Here is a 13,900-nt window from a genome sequence, read left to right on the forward strand (position 1 = left end):
AGGCGGAATCATCTTTCCGCGAAACGGTATCGCGGGGTACGAGCCGGGGAGATGGGCCGGATGGCGGGTCGGGACGGGCTGCGGAAAGGCCGCGGGCCGGGTGCGCGGCTGCTGCGGCACACCCGGCCCGTACAAGCCTGGTGGCACCGACCCGCCAGCTCGCCTCGCGGCAAGTGGGCGCTCGAAGCGCCGATGGTTGGGCCCGGGGGCATGGATCGGGCCGGTGCCACACTCAGGCTAACAAACCCTGCCCGTAAGGCCATTCCCGTCCTGCGGCACCTGCGCCGCCTTCTCACGGACGAAGCAGGTCGGGGACGCCGTCGGCGTCCGGGAGGTCGGGGGCCGTGGAGACGACCGTCAGCCGCTGGGTCGCCCGGGTGAGGGCCACGTACAGCACCCGCAGGCCCGCGGGCGACTCGTCGGCCATCTCCGCGGGCGAGAGCACCACCGTCGCGTCGTACTCCAGCCCTTTTGCCTCCAGGCTGCCCAGCACCACCACCCGCTCCCCCAGCTCCGCGAGCCGGGCGCGGGCCTCCTCGCGGCGGCCCATGGGCACGACGACGCCCACCGTGCCGTCGACGTCCGCCAGCAGCCGCCCGACCTCCGCGCGCACCGTGTCGTACGGATCCGCCCCCGCCGCCGCGAACGCCGGCACCACCCCGGTCGACCGCACCGCCTCCGGAGGCTCGGTGCCGGGCATGGCCAGCGCCAGGACCCGGGAGGCGACCTCGGCGATCTCCGCCGGGTTGCGGTAGTTGACGGTCAGCGTGAAGCGGCGCCGCGGGCGGCTGCCCAGCGCCTCCGTACGGGCCGCGGCCGCCTCCTCCGGGTCCGGCCACGAGCTCTGCGCCGGGTCGCCGACGACCGTCCACGTCGCGTGCCGCCCGCGGCGGCCCACCATCCGCCACTGCATCGGCGTCAGGTCCTGCGCCTCGTCGACGATGACGTGCGCGTACTCCTGCCGCTCCTCGTCGCGGCGGCGCACGGCGGGCGCGGTGCGCTCCCCGTACGTCGTCAGCTCCTCCAGGCCCGTCAACTGGTCCAGCGGGTCCAGCTCCCGCGGCCTGGCCGGCTTCGCGGGCGCGCCGAGCAGCACCTGCAACTCGTCCAGCAGCGCCACGTCGTGCACGGTCAGCCCGTCCCGGGCCAGCGAGCGGGCGAGGCCGCGGACCTCGCCCGGGTTCAGCACGCGCCGCGCGAAGCCCGCGAGCCGCCGCTCGTCGGCGAGCGCGGCGAGCACCACGCGCGGCGTCAACTCCGGCCACCAGGCGTCGAGGAAGGCGAGGAAGTCGTCCTCCGTGGAGATGTCCTCGTCGAACCCCGCCCGCGCCTCCGCCGCCAGCTCCGGGTCGTCGTAGCGCGGCCGGGCGCCGGACTTCTGCCAGAGCGCGTCCAGCAGGAAGCGGCGGGCCCTGGCCCGCAGCAGGTTCACCGGCGCCGTGCCGCCGAGCACCGCCTGCCGTACGCGCCGCAGGTCCCGCGCGTCCAGCTCCACCCGGGCGCCGAACGCGACCACCCGCAGCCGCTGCGGCACCTCGCCCGCCGTCAGCGCCCCGCGCGCGGCGCGGCGCAGCACCCGCACCATCCGCGCCGAGCCCTTGACCCGGGCCACCCGCGGCTCGTCGTACAGCGTCGCCTCCGCACCTTCGACGAGCGAGCCCACCGCCCGGATCGCGACCTGCCCCTCCTCGCCCAGCGACGGCAGCACGCCCTCGGTGTACGCCACGAGCAGCGGCGTCGGGCTGACGACGAGGATCCCGCCCGCGTACCGCCGCCGGTCCTGGTACAGCAGGTACGCGGCGCGGTGCAGCGCCACCGCCGTCTTGCCGGTGCCGGGGCCGCCCTCGACCTCCGTGACGGACGCGGCGGGGGCTCGGATGACGGTGTCCTGCTCGGCCTGGATGGAGGAGACGATGTCGCGCATCGCGTGCGTACGGGCCCGGCCCAGGGCCGCCATCAGCGCGCCGTCGCCGACGACGGGCAGCGCGGCGCCTTCGAGCGTCACCGACAGCTCGGGCCGCAGCAGGTCGTCCTCGACGCCGAGCACCCGGCGGCCCTTGGAGCGGATCACGCGGCGGCGCACGACCCGGCCGGGGGCGACGGGGGTGGCGCGGTAGAAGGGCGCGGCGGCGGGGGCGCGCCAGTCGATGACCAGCGGGGCGTAGTCGGCGTCGAGGACGCCGAGGCGGCCGATGTGCAGGGTCTCCGCGATGCGGGCGCGCTGCTCGCCGCCTGCACCGGAGGGCGATACGGCGTCGTCGGCGGGCTCGACGGAGGTGTACGCGCCGTCGGGGCCGCGGACGCCGTCCTTGCCGGGCAGGAGGTCGATGCGGCCGAAGAGGAAGTCCTCGAACTCGCTGTTCAGGCGGTTGAGATGGACGCCGGCGCGGAAGACCTGGGCGTCGCGCTCGGCGAGCGCGCCGGGGGTGCCGACCTGGCCGCGCTTGGCGGCGTCGCTCATGAGGAACTCCGCCTCGTGGATCTTCTCCTCAAGGCGGTCGTACACGCGGTCCAGATGTTCCTGCTCAGCCTGGATCTCGCGATCCCGGACGGAGTCCGGGGCGGTGATGTGCGCGGTCACCCGCGGCCCCCTTCGTGCGGAAAAGGCAGCCGTTCATCTTACCTCTCGCGAGGAGGCGGCCGGAGGTCAGCCCAGGTCGGCGGGGGTGTGGGGTCAGCCCGCTTCTGCCGGGACGATCACCAGCCTGTCGCCCTCCGACGTGACCACCTCGAAGTGGTCGATGTCGTCCGGCGACATGCTCGTGCCGCCCGAGGTCCGCAGGCTGGTGCCGCCGCCCCGGCCGCTCGCGCCCGCGTTCCTGCCGTCTCCCGCGCCGTAGCCGTCCGCCGGGACGCCCCAGCTCGTGACCGTCTCGTGCGAGCCGTCCCTGCCCACCGCCTGGAGGTCGCAGCGGCGCGGGCCGCTCACCCCGCGCAGGTCCAGGTCCACGCTCGTGCCCCAGGTCACCGGGCGCATGCTGATCCTGGCCTCCACACCCGTCTCCGGGTCCACGGCCCTGACCTCCTGCCCCGCGACGTCCGCGCGCCGCTGCTCCGGCGCCGGTTCTTCGCCGGTGAGCACCACCGCCGTCACCACCGGCGCCGCGACCGCCACCACCGCCGCCGCCGTCACCGCGACGACCAGCCGCCTGCGCACCCGGCGCTGCCGGGCCCGTACCGCCGTCAGCTCCGCCAGCAGCCGGTCGAGCGCGCCCGGCGGCGGATCCTGCGGCGGCGGTACGTCCGCCAGCATGTCGGCGACCGGTACCAGTTCCGCCAGCGCCGCGGCGCACCGCTCACAGCCGGCCAGATGCTCCTCGAACCGCTCCGCCTCGTCGTGCTCCAGCGCGCCGATCGCGTACGCCCCGACGTCCGGATGCCGTTTGCCGGTCACGGCACCACTCCCCGTTCCTCCAGCGACAACCGCAGCGAGCGCAGCGCGTAGAACACCCGTGAGCGCACCGTCCCCGCCGGTATGCCCAGCACCTCGGCCGCCTCGTTCGCCGTCCGGCCCTTGAAGTACGTCTCCACCAGCGCGGCGCGGTGGGCGGGCGTCAGGTCGTCGAGCGCTTCGGAGATCGTCATCAGCCGCAGCACCCGGTCGGTGTCGTCGGCGGCCGGGAGGCTCTCCAGCGGCGCGGGGTCCGTCTCGCGCGGGCGCGCCTGCCGGCTGCGGTGCCCGTCGATCACTATCCGGCGGGCCACGGTGACGAGCCAGGGCCGCACGGAGCCGTCCGCGGCCGCCAGTTCGTCGGCGTGCCGCCAGGCGCGCAGCAGCGTCTCCTGGACGACGTCCTCCGCCCGGTGCCGGTCCCCGGCGACCAGGCGCAGCACGAAGCCGAAGAGCGGGCCCGCGTGCTCGCGGTAGAGGACCCGCATCAACTCCTCGTCGGGAGTCGGCTTCGAGCGCTGCGCTGCCACCACGGCATCGTCCCGCATCCCTCACCTCCGGGTCGAGGAGTACGGGGATCGCCGCCGCGGCGTTCAACGGTCCGCCCGCGCGAAGGCATTATGCCCGGATCTCGGCGTATTTGGTGTCGGCGTGCGGGTCGAGGGACAGCCGGTAGCCGCGCTTGACGACGGTCTGGATGAGCTTCGGCACCCCCAGTGCCGTACGCAGCCGGGTCATCGCCGTCTCCACCGCGTGCTCGTCGCTGCCCGCGCCCGGCAGCGCGCGCAGCAGCTCCGCGCGGGAGACGACCCACCCCGGCCGGTGCGCCAGGGCGCGCAGCAGCGACATGCCGGCCGGCGGCACGGGGCGCAGCGCGCCGTCGATGATCACGGCGTGGCCGCGGATCTCCATGCGGTGGCCGGCCACCGGCAGCGTCCGTACGCGGCCGGGGAGTTCGAGGGCGACGAGCTGGACGAGCGGCCCGAGGCGGTAGCGCTCGGGCTGGGCGGTCGGCACGTCGTGCCGCTCCAGCGGCAGCGCCGTGAGCGGCCCGACGCAGGCGGGCAGCACGTCGTGGCGGAGGGCGTCGAGGACCTCGTCGCGGCAGTGCCGGGCGGCGGCCCGGTCCAGGAAGCTCGCGGCGGCCGGGGCGCTGGTGAACGTCACGGCGTCCACGCCGCGGGCGGCGACCGCCTCCAGCAGCCGGTCCAGCGGCGCGGGGTCCTCCGGCGGCATCCAGCGGTAGACCGGTACGACGATGACCTCCGCCCCCGCGGCCCGTAGCGACTCGACGAAGCCCGGCAGCGGCTCGCCGTGCTGCTGGAGCGCCACCCGCCGGCCCTCGGCGCCCTCGGCGAGCAGCCGCTCCAGCACCTCCGCCATCGACTCCGACGCGGGCGACCACGACTCGGTCAGCCCCGCCGCCCGGATCGCGCCGCGCACCTTGGGCCCGCGCGCCAGCAGTTCGACGCCCGCGAGCTTGTCGAGCAGCGCCTCGCCGAGGCCCCAGCCGCCGGCGGCCTCGACCCAGCCGCGGAAGCCGATGGCGGTGGTGGCGAGGACGACGTCGGGAGGGTCGCTGATGAGCGCCTTGGTGGTGTGGAGCAGTTCGTCGTCGTCGTGCAGGGGCACGATCCGCAGCGCGGGCGCGCGGTGCACGACCGCGCCGCGGCGGGCCAGCAGCGTGCTCAGCTCGTCCGCGCGGCGGGCGGCCGTGACTCCGACGGAGAAGCCCTCCAGGGGTTTGACCTCGGCGGGTACGGTCATGTTTCGCTGCTCCCCGGTCGGTGCCGTTCGTGCCGTGCCATGGTGCTCCGCTCAGACCCCCGCGTAGGCGGGCTGCCGCGAATCCGGGCCGTCCGCGCCGTCGGCGCGCGCCGCGGGCGTGCGCGGCCCGCGCAGGTACACGACCCAGGTCACCACGAAGCACACAGCGTAGAAGACGAGGAACGCCACACAGGCGGCCGTGCCGTTGCCGTTGGAGAGGAACGACTGCCGGAAGGCGAGGTTGATGCCGAGCCCGCCGAGCGCCCCGACCGCGCCGATGAGCCCGATCGCGGCGCCGGACAGCCGCCGCGCGTACGCGTTGGCCTGCTCGCCGCGGAGCCCGAGGGCGATCGCCTTGGCCTGGTAGATGCCGGGGATCATCTTGTACGTGGAGCCGTTGCCGAGCCCGGAGAAGAGGAAGAGCCCGACGAAGCCCACGAGGTACACGGGCAGCGACTCCCGTACGGACGCGAAGACGACGACGGAGGTCGCGCCGGCCATGGCCGCGAAGTTCCACAGCGTGATCCGCGCCCCGCCGTACCGGTCCGCCAGCCAGCCGCCGACCGGCCGGATCACCGACCCGAGCAGCGGCCCGATGAACGTCACGGCCGCGGCCTGGAGCGGGGTGCGGTCGAACTGGGTCTGCAGCACGAGACCGAAGGCGAAGCTGTAGCCGATGAACGAGCCGAAAGTGCCCACGTACAGGAACGCCATGATCCACGTGTGCGCGTCCCTGACCGACTCCTTCGCCGCCCCGGTGTCGTTCCGTACCGGCGCCAGATTGTCCATCCGCCACCACGCGAGCGCCGCGGCGACCACGATCAGCGGCATGTAGATCCCCAGCAGCACCCGCGGCCGCCCGTCGCCCGCGACGGCGATGACGAGCAGCGCGACGAGCTGGATGACGGGCACCCCGATGTTGCCGCCGCCGGCGTTGAGCCCGAGGGCCCAGCCCTTGCGGTGCAGCGGGAAGAAGGCGTTGATGTTCGTCATCGAGGAGGCGAAGTTGCCCCCGCCGACTCCGGCGAGTGCGGCGACCAGCAAGAAAGTGCCATACGACGTCCCGGGCTCCATCACGGCGAACGCGGCGGCGGTCGGCAGGAGCAGCATCAGCGCGCTGAACACCGTCCAGTTGCGGCCGCCGAAGCGCGCGACGGCGAAGGTGTACGGCACCCGCACGCAGGCCCCGACCAGGGTGGCGACGGAGACGAGGAAGAACTTCCCGGCGGCGTCGATGCCGTACTCGTCGCCCATGAAGAGGACCAGGACGGAGAAGAGAGTCCAGATGGAGAAGCCGATGTGCTCGGAGAAGACGGAGTAGAGGAGATTGCGGTTGGCGGTCTTCTCGCCCGTCTCCGCCCAGAACGCCTCGTCCTCGGGATCCCACTCCTCGATCCAGCGCTTCCCCTTGCGCGCGGTCTGCCCGGAGCCGGTCATCGCAGCCGTCCCTGCCCTTCGTCGGCGTGCCGCACCCGCGGGCGGGGCGGCGGATCTGGTTCAGGGTGACCGTAGGGACGGTGGGTTTCCACCCTGTGTTGACAAGTGACGCACGCGCAACCTTGCCCTCACTCAAGGGGGACTTGACAGGTGAGGAAACGGTGCTCAAGGCGGGTGGACGGGCCTGCTTCAGGGGCTGGACCAGGGCGTTTACCGGGATTCACCTGGATGTAACAGGGGGCGGGGCGGTGGCCGGAAGGCGATGGACGGGGCGGGGGCAGGCGGGGTGGAACGCGGCGGGGGGCGCCGCCGCCGTCGTCGCCGCGCCCGCCACGGCGTCGGCGGCGCGCACCGCGGCGGCCAGGGCGGCGTCCAGCTCGGCCGCGGGGCAGGCGAGGCGCGCGTTGACCACCGCCTGCGCCGACCGCATCGCGCCGCCGTCGGCGTCCACCGCCGGCGCCCGGCCGTCGCCGACCGCGGACGCCTTCGTCGTCCGGCCGTCGGGCGCGGTGAGGTGGACCTTGGCGTGACCGACGAGGGCGGCGCCGGCGGTCAGTTCGGCGAGCAGGGTCGCGGCCCAGCGGGCGGAGGGGAAGCCGGCGGCGGAGTGCGGGGCGCGGACCTCGGCGGTGTGGTTGAGCCAGGCGAGGCGGGCCTCGGCGGCGGCGTAGCGGTCGTAGTCGATGACGAGGTCGCGGTCGCGGCCGGCGCTTGCGCCGGGTGCGGCGGTGACGCGGGGCGTCGCGGGAGCGGCGGAGTCCGCGTGGACGGCCGGGCCGGCGGGGGCGGTCGGGTCCGCGGGAGCGGGGTGGCGGACGGCGTCCGCGGGCCCCGTCAGGGTCTCGGCGAGGGCCGGCAGGCCCGTGCCGGTACGGGCCGAGTACGTCAGCAGCGGTCTGCCCGGGTGCAGGGACGCCAGCGCGGTCCGTACCGCGGCCGACAGCGCCGGGTCCACGGCGTCCGCCTTGTTGAGCGCGATCACGTCCGCGTCGGCGAGCTGCCGGTCGAAGAGGTACGCGAGGTCCGCCTCCCCGGCCCGGCCGAGGGCCGCGAACCGGGCCGGATCCACCACCGTCAGCAGCGGCGCGACGCGGAACCGCGTCCCGTACCGCTGGCGCAACGGCCGTACGACCGTGGCCTGGAGGTCCGTGCAACTGCCGACCGCCTCGGCGAGGACCGTGTCCGCGCCGTACTCCTCGACAGCCCGCGTGACGACGTCCAGCAGGTCCTCGAAGCGGCAGCAGAAGCAGCCGCCGGTGACCTCCCCCGCCCAGCCGGCGGCGGCCTCGGCGAGGCGGGTGTCGACGAGGTCGTCACCCTGGTCGTTGGCGACCAGCGCCACCCGCCGCCCGCGGGCGCGCAGTTCGCGGGTGAGGGCGGCGAGGGTGGTCGTCTTGCCGGCACCGAGGAACCCGCCGACGACGGCGAAGCTCACGGGGGCGGTCACCGGTCCGCCCGGGGCGGCGCCGGGAACGGCGGAGGTTCCCGGGGCGTCCGGCGTTCGCGGCCGCGTCATCGGTACGTCACCTCCAGCGTCTCCCCCGCCTGTAGCGTGACCGCCTCGGCGAACTCCGCCGCCACCCGCCCCTTCCCGGCCGACGCCCCCCGCACCGCGACCCGCCGCCGGCGCCCGTCCCGCCCGATCGCCTCCGCCGTCGCCCGCGCCCCGGCGCGGGCGGGCGCGGCAAGCGAGGTGAGCCGCAGCGTCCCGTAGCGCAGCTCCGCGCGCGCGGTCAGCGTGTGGCCCCGGCGCCGCTGGCGGTACAGCCCCCAGCCCTCCGCGGTGACGAACGCCGCGGCGAAGTCCTGGCCCTCTTCGAGCCGCGGCGCGAAGCCGAGCCGGCCGTGCGGCCCGTGGTAGTCGAAGCCGGTCGCGGCGAGGTAGACGGCGTGGCTCATCATGGCGCGCGCGTAGTGGTCGGAGCACTCGATCTCGTTGTACGGGTTCCGCTTCTCCGCGCTGTGCCGGTCGTGCACGGCGCGGGTGACGGCCAGGGCCTCGTCTGTCATGCCCTCGTGCATGAGGTGGGCGGCGAACTGGTACTCCTGCCCGGTCCACACCTCGTTGAAGTACCCGATCGCGAACGGCTCGCCGCCGCCGGGCGCGGTGTCGCTGCCGCCGAACGGCCAGGTGCACATGACGGTGCCCGCCTCGCCCTCGGTGGAGTAGATCCGGCCGCCGGGGATGCCGGAGACGTCCTTGTAGGACTGCGCGTCGGGCAGGAAGTTGTGCCGGTAGAGGTTCGCGAGCGCGGTGCGCGCCTTGTCCCCGGGGAAGACGCGCGGCAGGCCGAGCTGGAAGGCGTACGTCTCGCCGTACATCTGGTCGATGTGGCAGCCGCGGTTCGAGTTGATGGCGTCGGCGTGGGCCGGGTCGACGAGGTGCTCGAAGTAGCCGTAGCGCTCGTTCCACATCCGCGCCTCCAGCTCCTTCGTGCCGCGCGCGGCCAGCTCGCGGCACTCGGCGGCGAAGGCGGCGTCGGCCATCTCGTCGGCCATGGCCGCGGCGGCGTGCAGGGCGGCGACGTAGAGGCCGGAGATCCAGGGGATCTCGCCGTACCAGGAGGCGTCGAGGGTGTGGTACTGCTCGCCTTCGAGGACGCCGTCCGCCGGCCGGCCGTCGAGCGCGTCGGCGCGTATCAGGTACGCGGTGGCCTTCTTCACGCGCGGCCAGACGCGGGTGAGGAAGGCGCTGTCGGGGGCCATGAGATGTTCGCGGTACGTGCGCAGCACGTTGCCGCACTGGCCGTCGTGGGCGACGTGCCGGGCGGCCTCGCCGCGGTAGTCGACGGCGCCGGTGTCCTCGTGGAAGGCGAGCCCGAGGTCGACGCGCTCGCGGGTGTCGCGCTCCAGGGCGGGGAAGAGCCGGGCGGCGGACTGGGCGTAGTTCCACACGTGGGTGCAGGTGCCGTCGCAGCAGTACAGGCCCTCCCAGGCGTAGAAGCGGCCGTCCTGGAAGCGGTGGACCGTGGAGGTGGCGAGGGTGGAGGCGGGGGCCAGGGTCCGTTCGAGGAACCAGTGCGGGAGGGTGGCGTCCTCGTACCAGGTGCGGACGAACTCCCGGGTCGCCGCGGCGAGTTCGTCGCCGCGGGCCGCGGTGTGGGCGGCGGCGGCGCGGGCGTCGGCGAAGCGGGTGCCGTAGTGGCGGCGCAGCGAGCCGGCGCCGGTGAGGTAGCCGAAGAGCTGCCGGTCGACGCGGTCGAAGTGCCAGGCGAGGGTGAAGCGGATGCGCGCGGTCTCGCCGGGCGCGAGGCGTACGGGGACGGTGACGGTCCCGGCCTGGCCCCCGGTGGGGCGGGCCCGGCCGCCGTCCGTCTCGGCGGGGGCGTCGGCGGAGTCGAAGAGCGCGTCGGGGGTGGACCAGTCGGCGACGGAGGGCCGGACGCGGGCGGCGGGGTGGGCGGCGGCGAGCGCGAAGGTGCCGTGGTCGGTCAGCTCGCCGAGGGGCTGTTCGGCGACGGGGGTGTCGGTGAAGCGGATCCGGTCGACGTTGACGTGGCCCCAGCCGCCGGTCGACTCGTCCACGATCTCGATGGTCGCCCGCTTGCCCTCGTGGGCGCTGACGTCGTACGCGCGCGGGCTCATCGGCTCGGCGTTGCGGCCGGTGAAGGAGGCGACGGTCTCGCCGTCGACGACGACGTTGACGCACGCCGTGCCGGCCTGGCTGCCGCCGCCGACGGCGACGGCGATGTAGCGGCGCTCGATGATGAACGGCTCGCTCACGAGCTTGCCCGTGTGCCCGTCGGCCGCGGCGGCGTCGCCGCCGGCGCGGAAGTGGTGGGAGGTGACGAAGCGGGTGCCGGAGACGCCGAGGTCGCCGAAGCGCTTGAAGTAGTCGGGGCACTCGGCCTCGGTGACGGGACCGGGCCCGAAGGCGGTGCCGGTGGCGGTCCAGCGGGAGTAGTCCGTACGCTCCCAGTCCTCGAAAACGATTTCCCCGCGCGGCGGCTCGGGACTCGTGCCCGCACGGGCGCCGAACTGCACGCCGGTGGCGGCGCCTTCGAAGGGGGCGGCGGTGAGGGTGACCGGCTGGGCGGTGCGGCTGCGCAGGCACACGGGGTTCTCGGCGAAGCCGAGGAGTTCGGCCGTGAGCGGGCGGTTCGCGGTGTTGCGGAGGGTGTAGTCGAGGACGGTGACGGGGAGCGAGGAGTCGTCGACGGAGGTGGGGATGAAGGGGGAGTACGCGTCGAGGGTGACGGCGAGCGGGACGCCCGGGTCGGCGTAGGTGACGGTGCCGAGGGGGTAGCGCCCGCGGAAGACGACGTCGGCGAAGCCGTCGCCGTCGAGGGAGGCGGTCCCGCCGCTCGCGGCCGACGCCCACCGCAGGGCGAACCCGGTGGCGAACGGCGCGGTCACCGGCAGCGGTTCCGCGTAGTGGATCCCCTGCCAGTCGGCGCCGCCGTACGGGAAGCTGTCGGGGTTGTCCACCTCCCACAGCCACAACCGCCCGTCCCCGGCGAGGTACACCTGCCCGGCCGCGATCCCGCCGACGGGCATGCCGACGTTCTCCAGGGCGTCCCCCCGGTACGCGGTGGCCTCCCCCCGCCGCCGCAGCTCCTTGAACCACCCGTCGCCCAGCCCTTTGTCCGCGGGCACCGCGACGGCACTGCGCGGCGGCAGTCCCAGCGCCACGGCGGCGGCGGCGCCGAGCGCGACGAACCCGCGCCGGTTGAGCCCGTCCGGCACCGCGGAGCCGTGCGGCGGGCAACAGCCGGTGCCGGGGCGGCAGTCGTGATCGCCGGCTCGTCCGGCGCGGTCGACGGTCATGGCGGCCCTCCGCATCCCTCGACTCCACGATCTGAAATCGATTTCGCAAGCTAGAGACACCCGCGGGGACCGTCAACCCCCCGCGCACGAAAGGCGGTGCACTCCTCCCCGGTCCAGCGCGACCGGTGCGTTGCCCCCGGGACCGGAAACTCGCACCCTCCTCGACTTCGCGGCTCGAACGAGTAAAGTTAAGTACATGCTTAAGTATGAGGCGGAGGCGGCGGACCGGGTGTTCCACGCGCTCGCGGACGCGAACCGGCGGGCGGTGATCGAGCGCCTGACCCACGGCCCGGCCACCGTGAGCGAACTGGCGGCCCACCTCCGGGTGACCGTCGCCGCGACCGTCCAGCACCTGCGGGTGCTGCAGGACAGCGAGCTGGTGCGGTCGGAGAAGGCCGGGCGGGTCCGTACCTGCCAACTCGATCCGGCCGGCCTCCGGAGCGCCGAGGCGTGGCTGCAGCGCCGGCGCACGGCGTGGGAGCACCGCCTGGACCGCCTCGGCGCGGTCCTCGACGATCAGACGAAGGAGTGAGGATCATGACCGACCACCCGGTGAAGCACAGCACGTTCACCCTGGAGCGGACGTACGCCGCTTCCCCCGCCGCGGTCTTCGCGGCCTGGTCCGACCGCGACACGAAGGCGAAGTGGTTCGCGGCCCAGGACGACCGCTACACGCTGGACTTCCGGGTCGGCGGCACCGAGGCCGTACACGGGGACGACGGGACCGGCCTCGTCGCGCGGAGCGAGTACCACGACATCGTGCCTGACGAGCGGATCGTCTACACCACGGCCCTGTTCACCGGCGAGGTCCTGTCGACCGTGTCGCTGACCACCGTGCGGTTCACCCGTGACGGCGACGGGACCAGCCTGGTCCTCACCGAACAGGGCACGTTCCTCGACGATCGGGAACAGCCCGAGTGGCGCGAGCAGGGCACCGGCGACTGGCTGGACGCCCTCGGCCGTCAGGTGGCGGGGCGATGACGGTAGACGGCGGCGGGCGGACCCACGAGTCGCCGGAGACCCGCACCCGGGCGTCCGGCCACCGGTTGGCCGCCTCCGCAGCCGTCGGCCACACCGTGCCGCGCGGCGAGCTGTGATGACCCTCCGGCAACGGGTCCAGGACGTCCTGGACGAACTGGTCGCCGGTGGGGCCGAGACCGGCGTGCAGGTCGCCGTCCACCATCGGGGCCGTCGGGTCGTCGACGCCGTCGCCGGCGTGGCCGACGGCACGACCGGACGGCCGGTGACCCCGGAGACCTTGTTCTTCAGCTTCTCCACAGCCAAGGGCGTGACCGCGTTGCTCGCCCACCTGCTGGTCAGGGACGGCCTGATCGGCTACGACACGCCGGTGGCGGAGGTGTGGCCGGAGTTCGGGACACACGGCAAGGAGACCGCGACCCTGCGGCAGGTGCTGACGCACACGGTGGGAGTGCCGGCGATGCCCGGCGGCATCGGCCCCGCCGACCTCGCCGACTGGCCACGCATCTGCGCGGCCCTCGCCGGCGCGGAACCGCGGTGGCGGCCCGGCACCCGGACCGGCTACCACTCCTTCACCTTCGGCTTCCTGGTCGGCGAGATCGCGCGCCGGGTCACCGGGCAGCCGGTGCGGCGGCTGTTGCACGACTGGATCGCCTCGCCCCTCGGGATCGCCGGTGAGCTGTACTTCGGCGTGCCCCCGGCCGAGTTCGCCCGGCTCGCCCGGCTGGAGGACGCCGAGCCGCAGCCCGCGGAACCGGCCGAGCACGACGGCCTCCTCGCCCCGTGGGAACGGCAACCCCGCGCGTCGATGGGCAACGACCCCGGCTTCCTCCAGGCCGACGTCCCGTCCGTGGGCACCTTCACCGCACGGGGGATCGCGACCGTCTACGCGGCGGTCCTCGACGGCCGGCTGATCGCCGCGGAGCAACTGGAGGAGCTGACGGCGGTCGCCTTCGAGGGCACCGACCAGGTTTTCGGCAACCCCGCGCGGCTGGCCCTGGGCTACCCGCTCGGTCGCCTCGGCGCCCCGGCGGACGAGGCACCGACCACCTTCGGCTGGCCCGGCGGAGGGGGCAGCTACGCCTACGCCGACCCCGCCACGGAGACGTCGTTCGCGGTCACCAAGAACCGCCTCACCCCCGACTTCGCCACCGCGCAACGCCTCTCGGCCGTGGTGACCGCCGAGTTCGGCCTGCTCACCTGATGCTGTCGCCGTGATCGCAGGTGCGCCGGGTGGGGCCCTGTTGCAGTCGCGAGGACGCGTCCGCCCCGGCCGGCCACGCACCCGGATCGCGAGTCCCGTCCCGTACGAACCGCTCCATCGCCGCGACCGCCCCTGCCCACGCCCGGCCCGCCTCCACCACCTCGGGCGAGCCGAGCAACAGCATCTCCTCCCAGGCGAGATCCCGGGTCTGGGAGGCATCGCCCAGCCGGGGCGCGGCTTCCTGCGGCGGGAGGAGATGGGGGTTGCCGTCGTTGCCGAGGTGGGCACCGACGCGGAACAGGAGGCTGACGGCGGACTTCACGGCGAGGGCGTAGCCCTGGTACGCGGCGAGACGC

Annotated in this window: 11 protein-coding genes; 3 read left to right on the forward strand and 8 right to left on the reverse strand. The window is 74.5% G+C overall.

Annotated elements, in window-relative coordinates:
• Window positions 1-292 precede the first annotated feature (292 nt).
• From FB457_RS14360 to FB457_RS14390, 7 genes are all read right to left on the reverse strand, one after another.
• A complete protein-coding gene (locus FB457_RS14360; protein ID WP_047016000.1) occupies window positions 293-2,581 on the reverse strand; it encodes a HelD family protein in 2,289 nt (762 codons plus the stop codon).
• 93 nt (window positions 2,582-2,674) lie between these two features.
• Complete coding sequence (locus tag FB457_RS14365; protein ID WP_047016001.1) at window positions 2,675-3,394, reverse strand: zf-HC2 domain-containing protein; 720 nt, start codon at window positions 3,392-3,394, stop codon at window positions 2,675-2,677.
• Window positions 3,391-3,939, reverse strand: a complete 549-nt coding sequence (locus tag FB457_RS14370; RefSeq protein WP_145782117.1) for a sigma-70 family RNA polymerase sigma factor — start codon at window positions 3,937-3,939, stop codon at window positions 3,391-3,393. Before FB457_RS14370 ends, FB457_RS14365 begins: the two co-directional genes overlap by 4 nt.
• A 70-nt stretch (window positions 3,940-4,009) precedes the next feature.
• Entirely contained in the window at window positions 4,010-5,158 is a 1,149-nt protein-coding gene (locus FB457_RS14375) for a uroporphyrinogen-III synthase (protein WP_047016003.1), read from the reverse strand.
• Window positions 5,159-5,209: 51 nt separating this feature from the next.
• On the reverse strand, window positions 5,210-6,595 hold the full coding sequence (locus FB457_RS14380) for an MFS transporter (RefSeq protein ID WP_047016004.1): 1,386 nt from the start codon (window positions 6,593-6,595) through the stop codon (window positions 5,210-5,212).
• A gap of 220 nt (window positions 6,596-6,815) precedes the next feature.
• Entirely contained in the window at window positions 6,816-8,042 is a 1,227-nt protein-coding gene (locus tag FB457_RS14385; protein ID WP_347612368.1) for a GTP-binding protein, read from the reverse strand.
• A 65-nt stretch (window positions 8,043-8,107) separates the two neighbouring features.
• Complete coding sequence (locus FB457_RS14390; RefSeq protein WP_047016005.1) at window positions 8,108-11,362, reverse strand: GH116 family glycosyl hydrolase; 3,255 nt, start codon at window positions 11,360-11,362, stop codon at window positions 8,108-8,110.
• A gap of 196 nt (window positions 11,363-11,558) precedes the next feature.
• Here FB457_RS14390 and FB457_RS14395 point away from each other — a divergent pair, with 196 nt between their 5' ends.
• The 3 genes from FB457_RS14395 (at window position 11,559) to FB457_RS14405 (ending at window position 13,544) form a co-directional block, all read left to right on the forward strand.
• Window positions 11,559-11,894 carry an ArsR/SmtB family transcription factor gene (locus FB457_RS14395; protein ID WP_047016006.1) on the forward strand — a complete coding sequence of 112 codons (336 nt, stop codon included), beginning with the start codon at window positions 11,559-11,561 and terminating at the stop codon, window positions 11,892-11,894.
• A 5-nt stretch (window positions 11,895-11,899) separates the two neighbouring features.
• Window positions 11,900-12,343, forward strand: coding sequence for an SRPBCC domain-containing protein (locus tag FB457_RS14400; protein WP_047016007.1), 444 nt, complete (start codon window positions 11,900-11,902; stop codon window positions 12,341-12,343).
• Window positions 12,344-12,458: 115 nt separating this feature from the next.
• On the forward strand, window positions 12,459-13,544 hold the full coding sequence (locus tag FB457_RS14405) for a serine hydrolase domain-containing protein (RefSeq protein WP_047016008.1): 1,086 nt from the start codon (window positions 12,459-12,461) through the stop codon (window positions 13,542-13,544).
• Here the strand turns inward: FB457_RS14405 and FB457_RS14410 are convergent.
• Window positions 13,537-13,866: a hypothetical protein gene (locus FB457_RS14410; protein ID WP_145782121.1), complete on the reverse strand. Its 330-nt coding sequence runs from the start codon at window positions 13,864-13,866 to the stop codon at window positions 13,537-13,539. The two genes, FB457_RS14405 and FB457_RS14410, sit on opposite strands and share 8 nt — an antisense overlap.
• Window positions 13,867-13,900 lie beyond the last annotated feature (34 nt).

The organism is Streptomyces sp. CNZ287 (genome assembly GCF_007827615.1).